Source organism: Vibrio sp. AND4, from assembly GCF_000171815.1.
Lineage (GTDB): Bacteria > Pseudomonadota > Gammaproteobacteria > Enterobacterales > Vibrionaceae > Vibrio.
The window spans coordinates 13,320-28,629 of record NZ_ABGR01000005.1; the positions used below are offsets into that span (position 1 = coordinate 13,320).

The following is a 15,310-nucleotide window of genomic DNA, read 5'->3' on the forward strand; positions in this document are numbered from 1 at the left end:
CTCCCACCACATCATTGTTGGAAAACGCTGTGCTCACAGTGCAGCGTTTTTTTGTGTTAGTCTATCCAACTGATGGAACTCAATTAACTCCCTATGCAAAATTCTCAAGCCTTCTCTGATTCCCTACCCAAGCATATCGCCATCATTATGGATGGTAATGGTCGTTGGGCTAAGTCCAAAGGCAAACCTCGCGTATTCGGTCATAAGAAAGGCGTTAATGCCGTTCGTAAAACCGTTGCCACAGCTTCTAAACTCGGTATCAAGGCCATGACACTGTTCGCTTTCAGTAGTGAAAACTGGCGTCGCCCTGAAGAAGAGGTCGGTTTGTTGATGGAACTTTTCATCTCGGTACTTTCTAGTGAAGTGAAAAAGCTGCACAAAAACAATTTACGCTTGCGTGTCATTGGTGATATCAGCCGCTTTAGTGAACGACTACAAGGTAAGATCGCCGAAGCAGAAGCATTGACGTTAAATAATACGGGCATGGTGATTAACATTGCGGCTAACTATGGCGGTAAATGGGACATCACTGAGGCGACAAAAACGTTGGCGTTAAAAGCACGTAACGGTGAAATTCGTGTAGAGGATATCAATGAGCAGTTGATTACTCGGCACCTGACGATGGCTGACCTTCCAGAGGTGGACCTTTTGATCCGCACCAGTGGTGAGTGTCGCATTAGCAACTTCATGCTGTGGCAAATGGCTTATGCTGAAATGTACTTCACTCCGGAGTACTGGCCTGAATTTGACGAAGATAGCCTAATAGAAGCTGTGACTTGGTTTATTGACCGAGAGCGTCGTTTTGGCTGCACTGGCGAGCAAATTAAGGCACTGATGGCTGCTCAATAAGGACTCTAAGTTTGAAACAAAGAATAATAACAGCACTAATTTTAGCTCCCCTTGTAATTTTAGGTATTTTTAAATTACCCCTATTCGGCTTCATTATCGCTTTGACTGCCATTGTGTTACTAGGCTTTTGGGAGTGGACCCAGTTCACAGAAAGCAATTCACGAATTGCTGCGCTTGTGCCTGCTGTTGCTGTAACTGGGATCAGCTTTCTATTTATTTCATCTGATGCTGTAAGCCTTAACCAACTTGTGGCACCGCATTACACAGTTTTAGGGCTTGGCTTTGTTTGGTGGATTATTGCAAGCGCGATGGCCATTACTTACCCTAAAACCACCAATTTTTGGCAAGGCAGCAAAGTGCTTCGTCATGTATTTGGTTTTCTGACTTTGATCCCTTTCCTTTGGAGCGTGATCATTCTTAGAGCGACCGATTTTTCAGTCGATCCATACCACGGTGCAAAACTTGTTCTGTATGTTTGCTTCTTGGTATGGGCGGCAGACAGTGGCGCATACTTTGCTGGTAAAAGCATGGGCAAACGTAAAATGGCGCCGCATGTGAGTCCAAACAAAACCATCGAAGGTCTAATTGGCGGTATTATCGCCGCATTGCTTGTTGGCTGGTGTGTCGCAAGTTGGTTTAATATCCAATTCACCAGTCCAATGCACATGGTGGGCATCACTCTGATTACCGTAGTGATTTCCGTGCTTGGTGACCTGGTAGAAAGCATGTTCAAACGTGTTTCAGGCATCAAAGACAGCAGCAATATCATTCCAGGGCACGGCGGCATTCTCGATCGTATCGACAGCCTGACTGCTGCATTCCCAGTATTTGCTCTTCTTTACTTCGTATTCTAATTTATCAGGAGTGGCTTTGTCGCTCCTGAATTTTTATAACGGTCTTACATCATGCAAAAGTTAACGATTCTTGGTGCAACAGGCTCGATTGGTACAAGCACACTTAAAGTGGTTGAACAAAACCCAGAGCTGTTTTCTATCGTCGCATTAGCGGCAAGCACCAACGTTGAAAAGATGGTAGCACTTTGCCTTAAGTGGCAACCCAAATACGCTGTAATGGCAGATAAAGCAGCGGCACTTGCCCTGAAATCAGAACTGGCTTCGATCGCACCAAGCACTGAAGTGTTAGGTGGCGTTGATGCACTTTGCCATGTGTCCGCACTAGGAGAAGTCGACAGTGTAATGGCGGCGATTGTTGGTGCTGCTGGCCTGTTACCAACCATGGCGGCAGTGAAAGCCGGCAAGCGTGTGTTACTGGCAAACAAAGAAGCATTAGTGATGTCTGGTCAATTGTTCATTGACGCAGTAGAAGAACATGGCGCAGAGCTACTTCCAGTAGATAGCGAGCACAACGCGATCTTCCAGTGTTTGCCTCAGCAAGTTCAAACTAACCTAGGTCGTTGCAACTTAGATGAGCATGGCATTTCTTCTATTCTTCTCACTGGTTCTGGCGGTCCATTCCGTTACACTGATATCGCAGATCTAGCGTCGGTTACTCCAGCACAAGCGATTGCTCACCCGAATTGGTCGATGGGGCCGAAAATCTCGGTTGATTCTGCAACTATGATGAACAAAGGTCTTGAATACATCGAGGCAAAATGGCTGTTTAATGCAGCCCGCGAACAGTTGAAAGTGATCATTCATCCTCAGTCTGTGATTCACTCAATGGTGCAATACCGCGATGGTTCAGTTTTGGCACAGATGGGTGAACCAGACATGGCAACCCCGATTGCACTGACAATGTCTTACCCATCTCGTGTGGATGCTGGTGTAAAACCACTCGACTTTACACAAGTGGGGGAGTTGACTTTCCTTCAGCCAGACTTTGCTCGTTATCCATGTTTGAAGCTGGCGATTGATGCCTGTTATGAAGGTCAACATGCGACAACGGCATTGAATGCTTCGAACGAAGTCGCGGTGGATGCCTTCCTTAATAATCGCCTAGGTTTCACTGATATCGCTCAAATCAATGAATCCGTTTTGAACAAAATAACGGCAAGCTATAAAAGTGAGAATGTGAATAGCTTGGAAAGCTTGATAGAGCTAGATAGAATGTCACGGATTATCGCCTTAGAATTTTTACGCGAGCGTAGCTAATAATGACTGGTATTTTGTGGAATTTGGTTTCTTTTATCGTTGCACTGGGCATCTTGGTGGCTGTGCACGAGTATGGTCACTTTTGGGTTGCGCGTCGTTGCGGTGTAAAAGTTGAGAAGTTTTCTATCGGTTTTGGTAAATCTATTTGGAGTCGAGTCGGCAAAGACGGAACAGAGTACAGCATCTCAATGATCCCGCTGGGAGGCTACGTCAAAATGGTCGACAGCCGTGTTGATGAGGTGCCAGAAAACGAAAAGCATTTGGCCTTTGACCAAAAGCCACTTTGGAAGCGCACATCTATTGTCGCTGCAGGGCCAATCTTTAACTTTCTCTTTGCTATTTTTGCCTACTGGCTGGTTTTCTTGATTGGTGTACCAGCAGTGAAGCCGGTAATTGGTGAAGTGACACCCAATTCAATCATTGCAGAGTCAGGAATTGAATCAGGGATGGAACTAAAATCTATCTCAGGTATCAAAACTCCGGATTGGGAATCAGTCAACATGGGATTGGTTTCTCATATTGGTGATGATTCGATGACAATGACACTATCTTCGACCAGTGAAATTGGCTCCGAAGTCACGAAGACGCTTGATATCCGTGATTGGAAATTTGATCCCGAAACACAATCTGCGATGTTATCGTTGGGTTTCAAACCTTACACCCCTGAAACTTACACTGAGCTGGCGCAGGTGAGCGAAGGCGGTGCCGCTGAGAAGGCCGGCCTAAAAGTGGCTGATAAGATCATCGAAATTGACGGTCAGAAGATTTCTAAGTGGGGTGAGGTAGTTCAAGCTGTTCGAGCTAACCCAGAAATACCGATTGAAGTGATGGTGTTGCGTCAAGGTGAGGAGCAATCATTTACCTTGATTCCAGGTAGCCGTGAGCTAGCTAACAAACAGACTGTTGGCTTTGCGGGTATCGCTCCTGAAGTCGCAGAATGGCCAGAAAGTTATCGCTTTGAACTACAGTTTGGTGTATTCGACTCTGTCGGCAAGGCGATTGACAAAACAGGTCAGGTTATTGGACTTACCATCAGTATGCTTAAGAAACTGATCGTGGGTGATATTGGTCTGAACAATTTGAGCGGACCAATCTCTATTGCTAAAGGCGCGGGTACGACGGCCGATTATGGTCTGGTGTACTTTTTAGGTTTTCTGGCACTAATAAGTGTTAACCTAGGTATTATTAATCTCGTTCCTTTACCAATGTTGGATGGTGGACACTTGCTGTTTTTTGCAATCGAAGCCGTCATCCGACGCCCTGTACCTGAGAAAATACAGGAAATGGGTTATCGAATTGGTGGTGCGATTATCTTCTCGCTCATGGCGTTAGCGCTATTTAATGATTTTACTCGTCTGTGATAGTTCAGAGACAAAAGCAGTAGCAAGGAATAATTAGAACAAGTATGGCGATTAAGCGAATTCTATTTGCAGGTTTACTGGCGACCAGTGTATCTGCGAACGGGGCACAGAACTTTGTAGTTCAAGATATTGAGATCGATGGATTGCAACGTGTGGCACTGGGTGCTGCGTTGCTGAAGATGCCTGTCCGTGTTGGCGACACTGTTGACCAAGGCGATGTGGCTGAGATCATTCGTGCACTGTACGCATCGGGTAACTTCGAGGATGTGAAAGTACTGCGCAACGGTGATGTGTTGGTTGTTCAAGTAAAAGAGCGTCCAACGATTGCTAGCATCTCATTCTCAGGCAACAAAGCAATCAAGGACGAGCAGCTACAAGAAAACCTCAATGCTTCTGGTGTGCGTGAAGGTGAAGCGCTTGACCGAACGACACTAAGCAATATTGAAAAGGGCTTAGAAGACTTTTACTATAGCGTTGGTAAGTACAACGCGACTGTAAAAGCGGTTGTTACTCCATTGCCTCGTAACCGTTCTGATCTGAAATTTGTGTTCACCGAGGGTGTTTCAGCAAAAATTCAGCAAATCAATTTTATCGGCAATGAAGTCTTTTCTGATGAAGATCTTCTTTCTCGTTTTAACCTGAATGTAGACGTTCCTTGGTGGAACTTCCTCGCGGACGAAAAATACCAAAAGCAAGTACTTGCTGGTGATATTGAAGCGCTGAAGTCTTACTACCTTGACCGTGGGTACCTGAAATTTAACGTTGATTCAACGCAAGTCGCGATTTCTCCCGACAAAAAGGGCGTGTACATTACTCTTGGCCTTGAAGAAGGTGATGTGTATACCGTTAAGGACGTGAAATTCCGCGGTAGCTTGATCGGCAAAGAAGCCACGTTCGAAGAGCTGGTTCCATTCGAAGACAACGAAACGTACAACGGATCGCTTGTCACTTCGATGGAAGAAAGCATCAAACGTGAGCTTGGTGAATCTGGCTATGCCTACCCACAGGTGAACACCATCCCTGAGTTTGATGATGAAAACAAGCAAGTATCACTGGTAGTAAACGTTGATCCTGGCAACCGCATTTATGTTCGTGATATTCGTTTCACGGGTAACAACTCAACAAAAGATGAAGTGTTGCGCCGTGAGATGCGTCAAATGGAAGGCAGCTGGTTAAACTCAAAATCAATCGAAACCGGTAAAACACGTCTTAACCGACTTGGTTACTTCGAAAATGTAGACGTACAAACGGTCCGTGTACCGGGTAGCGATGATCAAGTTGACCTAGTTTACTCTGTAAAAGAAGCGAACTCGGGCAGCGTGAACTTCGGTGTTGGCTACGGTACAGAATCGGGCGTGAGCTTCCAAGTTGGCCTACAACAAGACAACTTTATTGGTAGCGGTAACCGCGTTGGTATTAACGCGATGATGAACGACTATCAGAAAAACGTGAGTTTAGATTTCCGTGACCCTTACTGGAACCTTGATGGTGTCAGCTTGGGCGGTAAGATTTTCTACGATGAGTTTGAAGCTTCGGAAGCGGGTATCGTCGACTATACCAACCAAAGTTATGGCACAAGTTTGACGTGGGGATTCCCATTCGACGAACTGAACCGCTTTGAGTTTGGGGTTGGTTACACCCACAACAAGATCGGTAATTTGTCACCTTACTTACAGGTTGAGCAGTTCTTGTTGGCCCAAGCTGACAACATTGACGCTAATGGTGCGTTGAACACCAATGATTTTGACTTTAACATCTCTTGGACTCGCAATAACCTAAATCGTGGCTACTTCCCAACCGCGGGTAACCACCAACGTGCGTTTTATAAGATGACCGTACCTGGCTCTGACGTTCAATATTTCAAGATGCAGTATGATGTTCGTCAATACGTACCGCTGACCAAGAAACATGAGTTCACACTCTTGTTCCGTGGTCGCTTAGGCTACGGCAATGGTTATGGCCAAACAGATGGCAATGATAACTTGTTCCCGTTCTATGAAAACTACTACGCGGGTGGTTTTTCGACTCTGCGCGGTTTCGGTTCGAACTCCGTAGGTCCGAAAGCGGTTTACCGTGACACCTCTAACTCGAATAACGGTGAGGATATCGCAACCGATGATGCTGTTGGTGGTAACGCCGTCGCATTAGCAAGCCTAGAGTTGATTGTACCAACACCATTTGCTTCGGACGAAGTACGTAACCAAGTTCGTACCAGTATCTTCTTCGATATGGCGAGTGTTTGGGATACAGAGTTTGATTATCGAGAAGATAGAAAAACCCATGGCGCTAGTTATTATTATGATTACTCAGATCCAACCAACTATCGCTCATCTTATGGTGCGGCGTTGCAATGGATGTCTCCAATGGGGCCTCTAGTATTCTCGCTAGCGAAACCAATTAAGAAATATGATGGCGACGATGAAGAGTTCTTCACGTTCACTATCGGTAGAACCTTCTAAAGAGGAAAATATTTTGAATAAAACAATCAAAGCAGTTGGCCTAGGCCTTCTAGTACTTAGCTCTTCAATGTTCGCAAACGCGGCAGAAGCGGCTCAAAAAATCGCTTATGTAAATACTGCTCAAATTTTCCAAGCGCTTCCTCAACGTGAAGTCGTTGTGCAAAAAATGCAGAAAGACTTTAAAGGCAAGGCAGACGAGCTGAAGTCTATTCAAACACGCGCTAAGACTAAGATCGACAAGCTACAACGTGATGGTGAGCTTCTTGGTAAAGATGAAGTTCAAAAGCTACGAATCGATATCGCTAAACTAGACAGCGAATACAAAGTGAAAGCGCAAACTCTAGAAAAAGAAGGCGCTCGTCGTGAAGCTGAAGAGAAAGCGAAGCTATTCAAAAAGATTCAACAGGCTGTAGAGAAAGTAGCAAAGCAGAAAGGCTACGACATGGTAATCGATACCTCTTCTCTTCAGTACGGTAAGCCAGAATACAACATCTCTGAAGCCGTTATTAAAGCACTTAAATAAGAAGTTATGAAGACATTAACATTAGCCGAGCTGGCGACAATTACTGGGGGTGAGCTAGTTGGTGACGAGTCTCTCGTCATAAGCCGTGTCGCCCCAATGGATAAAGCACGAGAAGGTGACGTCACCTTCTTGTCTAACCCAAAGTACGCAAAGCACCTTTCTGAGTGTAAGGCAACCGTCGTGATGGTGAAAGCCGATCACAAAGACCAATGTGTGGGCAACGTATTGGTTGTGGCAGACCCTTACATCGCGTTTGCTCGAGTAGTGCAAGCCATGGACACCACTCCGAAGCCTGCTGACGAGATTGCCCCAAGTGCGGTTATCGCAGCAGATGTGAAGATGGGGACTAACGTAACCATCGGCGCAAATGCAGTCATTGAAACTGGTGTAGAGCTTGGCGACAACGTAAGCGTGGGTGCAGGTTGTTTTATCGGTAAAAATGCAAAGCTAGGTGATAACACTAAGCTTTGGGCTAATGTGACTGTCTATCATGAAGTCTCAATGGGCGATGACTGTCTAGTCCAATCTGGTGCAGTCATTGGCTCTGATGGTTTCGGCTACGCAAATGATAAAGGCGAGTGGATCAAGATCCCTCAGTTGGGTTCAGTGCGTATCGGTAACCGTGTTGAGATCGGTGCATGCACTACGATTGACCGTGGTGCACTTGAAGACACCATAATCGAAGATAACGTAATCCTAGATAACCAGCTTCAAATCGCTCATAACGTGCAGATCGGATATGGTACTGTGATGCCAGGTGGTACTATTGTCGCGGGCAGTACCAAAATTGGTAAGTACTGTCAGATCGGCGGCGCGTCGGTTCTGAATGGTCACATCACGATTGCAGATGGGGTTGCTATCACCGGTATGGGAATGGTGATGCGCAGTATCGAAGAGAAAGGCTTGTACTCATCAGGTATTCCACTGCAAACCAATCGAGAGTGGCGTAAAACCGCGACTCGAGTTCATCGTATTGATGAGATGAATAAACGTTTGAAAGCCGTCGAAAAACAGCTGGAAACGAAACAAGAATCTTAGTTCCATATTTTGAACAAAGACTCGCGAAATGCGAGTCTTTTTCTTCTATAATGACGCGCTATAATTAGATTTATCACCAAGCTGGTATGCACTTTGCAGGCGATTAGCGCTGAAATGGCATTTGCCACAGGCTTGCCATCTTGGTTGGTGAGAATTGAAATAGGAAGACGACTTTGACTACTGAAAAGAAAACGATGAACATCTCTGAAATTCAAGAGCTATTGCCTCATCGCTACCCATTCTTATTGATCGATCGTGTGATTGACTTCCAAGAAGAGAAGTACCTTCATGCAATCAAAAACGTGTCGGTTAACGAACCTCAGTTCACAGGTCACTTTCCACAGCTACCAGTATTCCCGGGTGTCCTCATTTTAGAAGCAATGGCGCAGGCGACTGGCCTGCTTGCATTTAAATCATTTGGCGCGCCAACTGAAAACGAACTGTACTATTTCGCAAGTGTCGACGGAGCAAAATTCCGCAAGCCAGTAGTACCAGGCGATCAAATGATTATTGAAGTCGAATTTTTGAAAGAGCGTCGCGGCATTGCTGCATTCAAAGGTGTAGCGAAGGTTGACGGCGAAGTGGTATGTTCAGCTGAGCTGAAGTGTGCTCGTCGAGAGTTTTAATATGATTCATGAAACCGCTAAAATCCACCCAGGTGCGGTGGTAGAGGAAGGCGCGATAATTGGCGCTAACGTGACAGTTGGTCCCTTCACGTACATCACTTCTACAGTTGAGATTGGTGAAGGCACAGAAGTCATGTCTCATGTCGTTATCAAAGGTCACACTAAGATTGGTAAAGATAACCGTATTTTTCCACACGCTGTGATTGGCGAAGAGAACCAAGACAAAAAGTACGGTGGTGAAGATACAACGGTGGTTATTGGTGATCGAAACGTGATCCGTGAGGCTGTTCAAGTACATCGTGGCACGGTGCAAGATAAAGCAACAACGGTGATCGGTGACGATAATCTGCTTTGTGTCAATGCGCACATTGCCCACGACGTTGTCGTTGGCAACCACACTCACATCGGCAACAATGCGATTCTTGGTGGTCACGTAACCGTTGATGATCACGCTGGCGTAATGGCACTTTCTGCGATTCATCCATTTTGTACCGTGGGCGCTTACGCATACATTGGTGGCTGTTCTGCTGTCGTGCAAGACGTACCAGCTTATGTATTGGCGCAAGGTAACCATGCAGCACCATTTGGTTTAAACCTAGTCGGCTTGAAGCGTAATGGTTTTGAAAAACCAGAGATTCGCGCGCTGCAAAAAGCGTACAAAGAAATCTACCGCTCAGGTAAGACGATGGAAGAAGTGAAACCCATTATTGCTGAGATGGCGCAAGAATGGCCGGCAGTAAAACGTTTCTCAGACATTCTGGAAACAACGGAACGTGGCATCATTCGTTAATCAACGAAAGAGCGGTTAATTTGAAAAGATCGCGCCCAACTTGGGCTGCGGTCTTTTTGTGTTTTATGGACAAGGGTTTGTAGCTTACGTTTGTATCGGTACATTTGTATAGGCACATAGGGCAGACCGTTATCCATAGCGCACAGAATAAATAGCGAAGAAGATATGGAAAAACCATTACGTATCGGCATCATTGCCGGAGAACTGTCTGGCGACACGCTAGGTGAAGGCTTTATCAAAGCAGTAAAACAGCAATACCCAGACGCCGAGTTTGTTGGTATTGGTGGCCCTAAAATGATGGCACAAGGCTGCGAGTCTCTTTTCGATATGGAAGAGCTGGCCGTGATGGGTTTAGTGGAAGTGCTAGGTCGCTTGCCAAGACTGCTCAAAGTCAAAGCTGAGCTCGTGAAATACTTCACGCAAAATCCGCCGGATATTTTCGTTGGCATCGATGCACCAGATTTTAACTTGCGTGTCGAACTAGACCTTAAAAAAACCGGCATTAAAACCGTACATTATGTCAGCCCGTCGGTTTGGGCGTGGCGTCAAAAGCGCATCTTTAAGATCGAAGCGGCGACCAACCTAGTATTGGCGTTTTTACCATTTGAAAAAGTTTTCTACGATAAATTCAATGTGCCGTGTGAATTCATTGGTCACACATTAGCAGATGCGATTCCACTGAGTTCTGAAAAAGCACCAGCACGTGAATTGTTAGGTTTAGAGCAAGACAGACAGTGGTTGGCTGTACTGCCGGGCAGTCGTGGCAGCGAGCTGAAAATGCTTTCTCAACCGTTTATTGAAACCTGTAAGAAGTTGCATCATAAGTTCCCAGATCTTGGCTTCGTCGTTGCGCTTGTAAACCAGAAGCGTCGCGAACAATTCGAACAGGCATGGAAAGAACACGCGCCTGAGCTTGACTTCAAACTTGTGGACGATACGGCACGTAACGTGATTACCGCGTCAGACGCCGTGATGCTTGCATCCGGAACCGTTGCGTTAGAATGCATGTTGCTTAAACGCCCAATGGTGGTGGGTTACCGTGTCAATCGTGTGACCGCTTTCCTCGCTCAGCGTTTGTTGAAAACCAAGTATGTTTCTCTACCGAACATTCTGGCAGATACTGAACTGGTGAAAGAATATCTGCAAGATGACTGCACATCAGACAACTTATTCAATGAAGTATCCCGCTTACTAGAGAGCGATAATCGAGAAATGCTGGATAAGTTTACTGAAATGCATCATTGGATTCGCAAAGGTGCGGATCAACAAGCCGCAAATGCGGTTCTAAAACTGATTGAAAAATAGAGAATTACCATGGCTGTAAAACCCAAAACGACCAAAGCAAAAGTAGAATTAGCGCCGTTTGAATATCCGCAAGGCTATCAGTTGATTGCGGGTGTTGATGAGGTAGGGCGTGGTCCTTTGGTGGGCGATGTTGTTACCGCGGCGGTTATCTTGGATCCAAATAACCCAATCGAAGGCCTAAACGACTCGAAAAAGCTGAGCGAGAAAAAACGTCTTGCATTGCTGCCAGAAATCAAAGAGAAAGCGTTGGCATGGGCGGTAGGCCGCTGTTCTCCCGAAGAAATTGATGAGCTCAACATCCTGCAGGCGACAATGGTTGCCATGCAGCGTGCCATTGAGGGTTTGAAAGTTCAGCCAGACCTTGCGCTTATCGACGGTAATCGCTGCCCTGAATTACCCATGGACTCGCAAGCCGTAGTGAAAGGCGATTTGCGCGTGGCTGAAATCAGCGCAGCGTCGATCATTGCAAAAGTGGTTCGCGACCAAGAGATGGAAGAACTGGATAAACACTATCCGCAATTCGGTTTTGCTCAGCACAAAGGTTACCCGACCAAAGCTCACTTCGAAGCGATTGAGCGACACGGTGTGATCAGCCAACACCGTAAGAGCTTCAAGCCCGTAAAGAAAGCGCTCGGCATCGAAGAATAAAGCAAAATAGGACAATGGGCGTATCGGTATTATAAACCGCGCCCGCTTTAGGTTAGAATCCCAAATAAGATTTAGTTTACGGTACCTGTTAATGTCAGATCCCAAGTTCATTCACCTTCGAGTCCACAGTGATTACTCGATGGTGGATGGTATCAACAAAGTTCCACCGCTCGTTAAGAAAGTCGCCGAACTGGGCATGCCAGCAATGGCGTTGACCGATTTTACGAACCTATGCGGTTTGGTAAAGTATTACGGTGCTGCGCACGGCAATGGTGTGAAGCCAATCATTGGTGCCGATTTCAAAATGCAATCGGATGAGTTTGGCGAGGAGCTGACGCAATTAACATTACTTGCGGCAAATAACGAAGGTTACAAAAATCTGACGCTTTTGATTTCAAAAGCTTACCTACGTGGTCACGTGCAGCATCAACCCGTTATCGATAAGACTTGGTTGGCAGAGTTATCTGAAGGTTTGATTGTGCTTTCTGGTGCGAAAAATGGTGAAATTGGTAAAGCGTTACTTAAGGGTAACCGTACAGTAGCAGAGAGCTGTGTGGCGTTTTACCAAGAATATTTCCCAGACCGTTTCTATTTAGAACTGGTTCGCACAGGTCGTCCAGACGAGGAAACGTACCTGCACTTTGCTGTTGAGTTCGCAAATGAAACTCAGTTGCCCGTTGTGGCGACCAACGAAGTGGTGTTTATCGGCGAAGAGCTATTTGACGCGCACGAAATTCGTGTGGCGATCCATGATGGTTATACGCTCGAAGATCCGCGTCGTCCAAAGAACTACAGCCCAGAACAATACTTGCGTACTGAAGAGGAAATGTGTGAGCTGTTTGCCGACATTCCGGAAGCGTTAGAAAACAGTGTTGAAATTGCCAAGCGTTGTAATGTGACAGTACGTTTGGGTGAATATTTCCTACCTGCCTTCCCAACTGAAGGTATGGAAGAGACCGACTTCTTGGTCATGAAGTCTCGCGAAGGTCTGGAAGAGCGTTTAGAGTTCCTGTTCCCAGATGAGGAAGAGCGCAAGCAGCGTCGCCCTGAATACGATGATCGTCTGCAAATCGAACTCGATGTAATCAACCAAATGGGCTTCCCGGGTTACTTCTTGATCGTAATGGAATTCATCCAGTGGTCGAAGGATAATTCGATTCCAGTTGGACCGGGTCGTGGCTCGGGTGCGGGTTCTTTGGTCGCATATGCACTGAAGATCACCGACCTTGATCCATTGGAATATGACCTGCTATTCGAACGTTTCTTGAACCCTGAACGTGTCTCCATGCCCGATTTTGATGTCGACTTCTGTATGGATAAACGTGACCAAGTTATTGATCACGTAGCCGAAATGTACGGTCGTGATGCGGTGTCGCAGATCATCACCTTTGGTACCATGGCAGCGAAAGCGGTAATTCGTGACGTTGGCCGTGTGTTGGGTCACCCATTTGGCTTTGTTGACCGCATCTCTAAACTGGTTCCGCCTGACCCAGGCATGACGCTAGAGAAAGCATTTAAAGCCGAACCAGCGCTCCCCGAGCTCTATGATGCGGATGAGGAAGTCAAAGAGCTTATCGACAAGTGTCGCATCCTAGAAGGTTGTACACGAAACGCCGGTAAGCACGCGGGTGGGGTGGTAATCTCACCCACCACGATCACCGATTTTGCGCCGATTTATGCTGATGCGGAAGGTCATTTCCCAGTCACACAGTTCGATAAGAACGACGTAGAAACGGCAGGTCTGGTTAAGTTTGACTTCTTAGGGTTGCGAACTCTAACCATCATCGACTGGGCGCTGGGTCTGATAAACCCACGCCTTGAACGTGAAGGTAAAGAGCCTATTCAGATAGAGTCAATCCCGCTGGTTGATGCGGCGTCTTTCCGCCTGTTACAAAACTCAGAGACCACTGCGGTATTCCAGCTTGAATCGCGTGGTATGAAAGAGCTGATCAAACGTCTTCAACCGGACTGTTTTGAAGACATCATCGCACTCGTTGCTCTTTTCCGTCCAGGTCCGCTACAGTCGGGCATGGTAGATAACTTTATCGACCGTAAACACGGCCGAGAAGCGATCTCTTACCCAGACGAAAAATGGCAACACGAATCGCTTAAAGAAATTCTCGATCCAACTTACGGCATCATCCTGTATCAAGAACAGGTAATGCAGATTGCACAGGTATTATCTGGCTACACCCTTGGTGGCGCAGACATGCTTCGTCGTGCGATGGGTAAGAAAAAACCGGAAGAAATGGCCAAACAGCGCGCCACCTTTGAAGAGGGGGCAATTGCCAATGGCGTCGATGGCGAGTTGGCGATGAAGATCTTCGACTTGGTGGAGAAGTTCGCAGGTTACGGTTTTAACAAATCGCACTCGGCCGCTTACGCATTGGTTTCTTACCAGACCTTATGGCTAAAGACGCACTTCCCAGCAGAGTTCATGGCAGCGGTAATGACTGCCGATATGGATAACACTGAGAAGGTTGTTGGCCTGGTCGACGAATGTTTCCGCATGAAACTGACTGTCTTGCCGCCAGATATTAACGCTGGTCTATACCGTTTTAACGTAGATCAAAGCGGTGCCATTGTTTACGGTATCGGTGCGATTAAAGGCGTGGGTGAGGGCCCAATTGATGCGATTTTAGAAGCGCGTAATAAAGGCGGTCACTTTATTGACCTTTTCGATTTTTGTGCACGTATCGACCTGAAAAAGGTCAACAAACGGGTTATTGAAAAACTGATTTATGCGGGGGCACTCGATAGGCTTGGCCCTCACCGCGCGGCATTAATGGCATCGCTCAATGATGCAGTGAAAGCGGCAAGCCAACACCACCAAGCTGAGGCCTTTGGTCAGACTGACATGTTCGGTGTGCTGACTGACGCGCCTGAGGAAGTGGAACACAAGTATACTCAAGTGCCAGCATGGCCAGAAAAAGTATGGTTAGAGGGTGAACGAGAGACGCTCGGCTTATATTTGACCGGGCACCCAGTAAACGCTTACATAAAGGAACTAAATAAATACGTTAGTTGTCGACTAAAAGACGCGACCCCAACACGTCGCGATCAATCCGTGACAGTCGCGGGTTTGGTTATTGCCGCTCGCGTGATGACAACCAAACGTGGATCGCGCATCGGCATCATGACTCTTGACGATCGAAGTGGTCGAATGGAAGTCATGTTGTTCTCGGATTCGCTCGATAGGTATGCAGAACTTCTCGAAAAAGATAAAATTTTGGTCGTTTCTGGACAGGTCAGCTTTGATGACTTCAACGGTGGCCTTAAAATGTCGGCGCGTGAAGTTATGGATCTGGGTACTGCACGTGAAAAATACGCACGTGGTTTGTCGATATCTGTTGATGCTAGCCAGATTAACGATAAATTCTTTGAACAATTTACTCGTATTTTAGAACCGCATAAAGCCGGAACCGTACCTGTCAATGTATACTACCAGCGTGCCGACGCCAGAGCGCGGTTAACATTGGGCACCGAATGGCGAGTAACGCCAACAGACACATTGCTAGACGATTTAAAACAGCTACTTGGTAAAGGCCAAGTAGAACTCGAATTTAACTAAAAATTCAGTGCGATACGTAAGACGCTGAG

12 protein-coding genes are annotated in these 15,310 nt (G+C 46.5%); all 12 read left to right on the forward strand.

Annotated elements, in window-relative coordinates:
- The first annotated feature begins 93 nt into the window (after window positions 1–93).
- The 12 genes from AND4_RS08070 to dnaE all read left to right on the forward strand — a co-directional run bounded on the left by AND4_RS08070 (window position 94) and on the right by dnaE (window position 15,281).
- Window positions 94–849: an isoprenyl transferase gene (locus tag AND4_RS08070; protein ID WP_009842462.1), complete on the forward strand. Its 756-nt coding sequence runs from the start codon at window positions 94–96 to the stop codon at window positions 847–849.
- 11 nt (window positions 850–860) lie between these two features.
- On the forward strand, window positions 861–1,703 hold the full coding sequence (locus tag AND4_RS08075) for a phosphatidate cytidylyltransferase (protein ID WP_009842463.1): 843 nt from the start codon (window positions 861–863) through the stop codon (window positions 1,701–1,703).
- Window positions 1,704–1,754: 51 nt separating this feature from the next.
- A complete protein-coding gene (gene ispC / locus AND4_RS08080) occupies window positions 1,755–2,960 on the forward strand; it encodes a 1-deoxy-D-xylulose-5-phosphate reductoisomerase (protein ID WP_009842464.1) in 1,206 nt (401 codons plus the stop codon).
- A 2-nt stretch (window positions 2,961–2,962) separates the two neighbouring features.
- The gene (rseP, locus tag AND4_RS08085; RefSeq protein WP_009842465.1) at window positions 2,963–4,321 is read left to right on the forward strand and encodes a sigma E protease regulator RseP; all 1,359 of its coding nucleotides are present in this window, start codon (window positions 2,963–2,965) and stop codon (window positions 4,319–4,321) included.
- Between the two features lie 44 nt (window positions 4,322–4,365).
- Window positions 4,366–6,780 carry an outer membrane protein assembly factor BamA gene (gene bamA / locus AND4_RS08090; RefSeq protein WP_009842466.1) on the forward strand — a complete coding sequence of 805 codons (2,415 nt, stop codon included), beginning with the start codon at window positions 4,366–4,368 and terminating at the stop codon, window positions 6,778–6,780.
- A 13-nt stretch (window positions 6,781–6,793) separates the two neighbouring features.
- A complete protein-coding gene (locus AND4_RS08095) occupies window positions 6,794–7,303 on the forward strand; it encodes an OmpH family outer membrane protein (protein ID WP_043991576.1) in 510 nt (169 codons plus the stop codon).
- Window positions 7,304–7,309: 6 nt separating this feature from the next.
- On the forward strand, window positions 7,310–8,341 hold the full coding sequence (lpxD, locus tag AND4_RS08100) for a UDP-3-O-(3-hydroxymyristoyl)glucosamine N-acyltransferase (protein WP_009842468.1): 1,032 nt from the start codon (window positions 7,310–7,312) through the stop codon (window positions 8,339–8,341).
- A 173-nt stretch (window positions 8,342–8,514) separates the two neighbouring features.
- Window positions 8,515–8,967: a 3-hydroxyacyl-ACP dehydratase FabZ gene (gene fabZ, locus AND4_RS08105; RefSeq protein WP_009707417.1), complete on the forward strand. Its 453-nt coding sequence runs from the start codon at window positions 8,515–8,517 to the stop codon at window positions 8,965–8,967.
- A gap of 1 nt (window position 8,968) precedes the next feature.
- Entirely contained in the window at window positions 8,969–9,757 is a 789-nt protein-coding gene (gene lpxA / locus AND4_RS08110) for an acyl-ACP--UDP-N-acetylglucosamine O-acyltransferase (protein ID WP_009842469.1), read from the forward strand.
- Window positions 9,758–9,922: 165 nt separating this feature from the next.
- Window positions 9,923–11,062, forward strand: coding sequence for a lipid-A-disaccharide synthase (gene lpxB, locus AND4_RS08115; protein ID WP_009842470.1), 1,140 nt, complete (start codon window positions 9,923–9,925; stop codon window positions 11,060–11,062).
- A gap of 9 nt (window positions 11,063–11,071) precedes the next feature.
- Complete coding sequence (gene rnhB / locus AND4_RS08120) at window positions 11,072–11,710, forward strand: ribonuclease HII (protein ID WP_009842471.1); 639 nt, start codon at window positions 11,072–11,074, stop codon at window positions 11,708–11,710.
- A gap of 91 nt (window positions 11,711–11,801) precedes the next feature.
- Window positions 11,802–15,281, forward strand: a complete 3,480-nt coding sequence (gene dnaE, locus AND4_RS08125; RefSeq protein WP_009842472.1) for a DNA polymerase III subunit alpha — start codon at window positions 11,802–11,804, stop codon at window positions 15,279–15,281.
- Window positions 15,282–15,310 lie beyond the last annotated feature (29 nt).

Bases quoted from the DNA above. Each gene is read 5' to 3' on its own strand.
- dnaE (WP_009842472.1), top strand. From the start codon at position 11,802: ATGTCAGATCCCAAGTTCATTCACCTTCGAGTCCACAGTGATTACTCG.
- ispC (WP_009842464.1), top strand. From the start codon at position 1,755: ATGCAAAAGTTAACGATTCTTGGTGCAACAGGCTCGATTGGTACAAGC.
- bamA (WP_009842466.1), top strand. From the start codon at position 4,366: ATGGCGATTAAGCGAATTCTATTTGCAGGTTTACTGGCGACCAGTGTA.
- AND4_RS08070 (WP_009842462.1), top strand. From the start codon at position 94: ATGCAAAATTCTCAAGCCTTCTCTGATTCCCTACCCAAGCATATCGCC.
- lpxA (WP_009842469.1), top strand. From the start codon at position 8,969: ATGATTCATGAAACCGCTAAAATCCACCCAGGTGCGGTGGTAGAGGAA.
- lpxB (WP_009842470.1), top strand. From the start codon at position 9,923: ATGGAAAAACCATTACGTATCGGCATCATTGCCGGAGAACTGTCTGGC.
- lpxD (WP_009842468.1), top strand. From the start codon at position 7,310: ATGAAGACATTAACATTAGCCGAGCTGGCGACAATTACTGGGGGTGAG.
- rnhB (WP_009842471.1), top strand. From the start codon at position 11,072: ATGGCTGTAAAACCCAAAACGACCAAAGCAAAAGTAGAATTAGCGCCG.
- rseP (WP_009842465.1), top strand. From the start codon at position 2,963: ATGACTGGTATTTTGTGGAATTTGGTTTCTTTTATCGTTGCACTGGGC.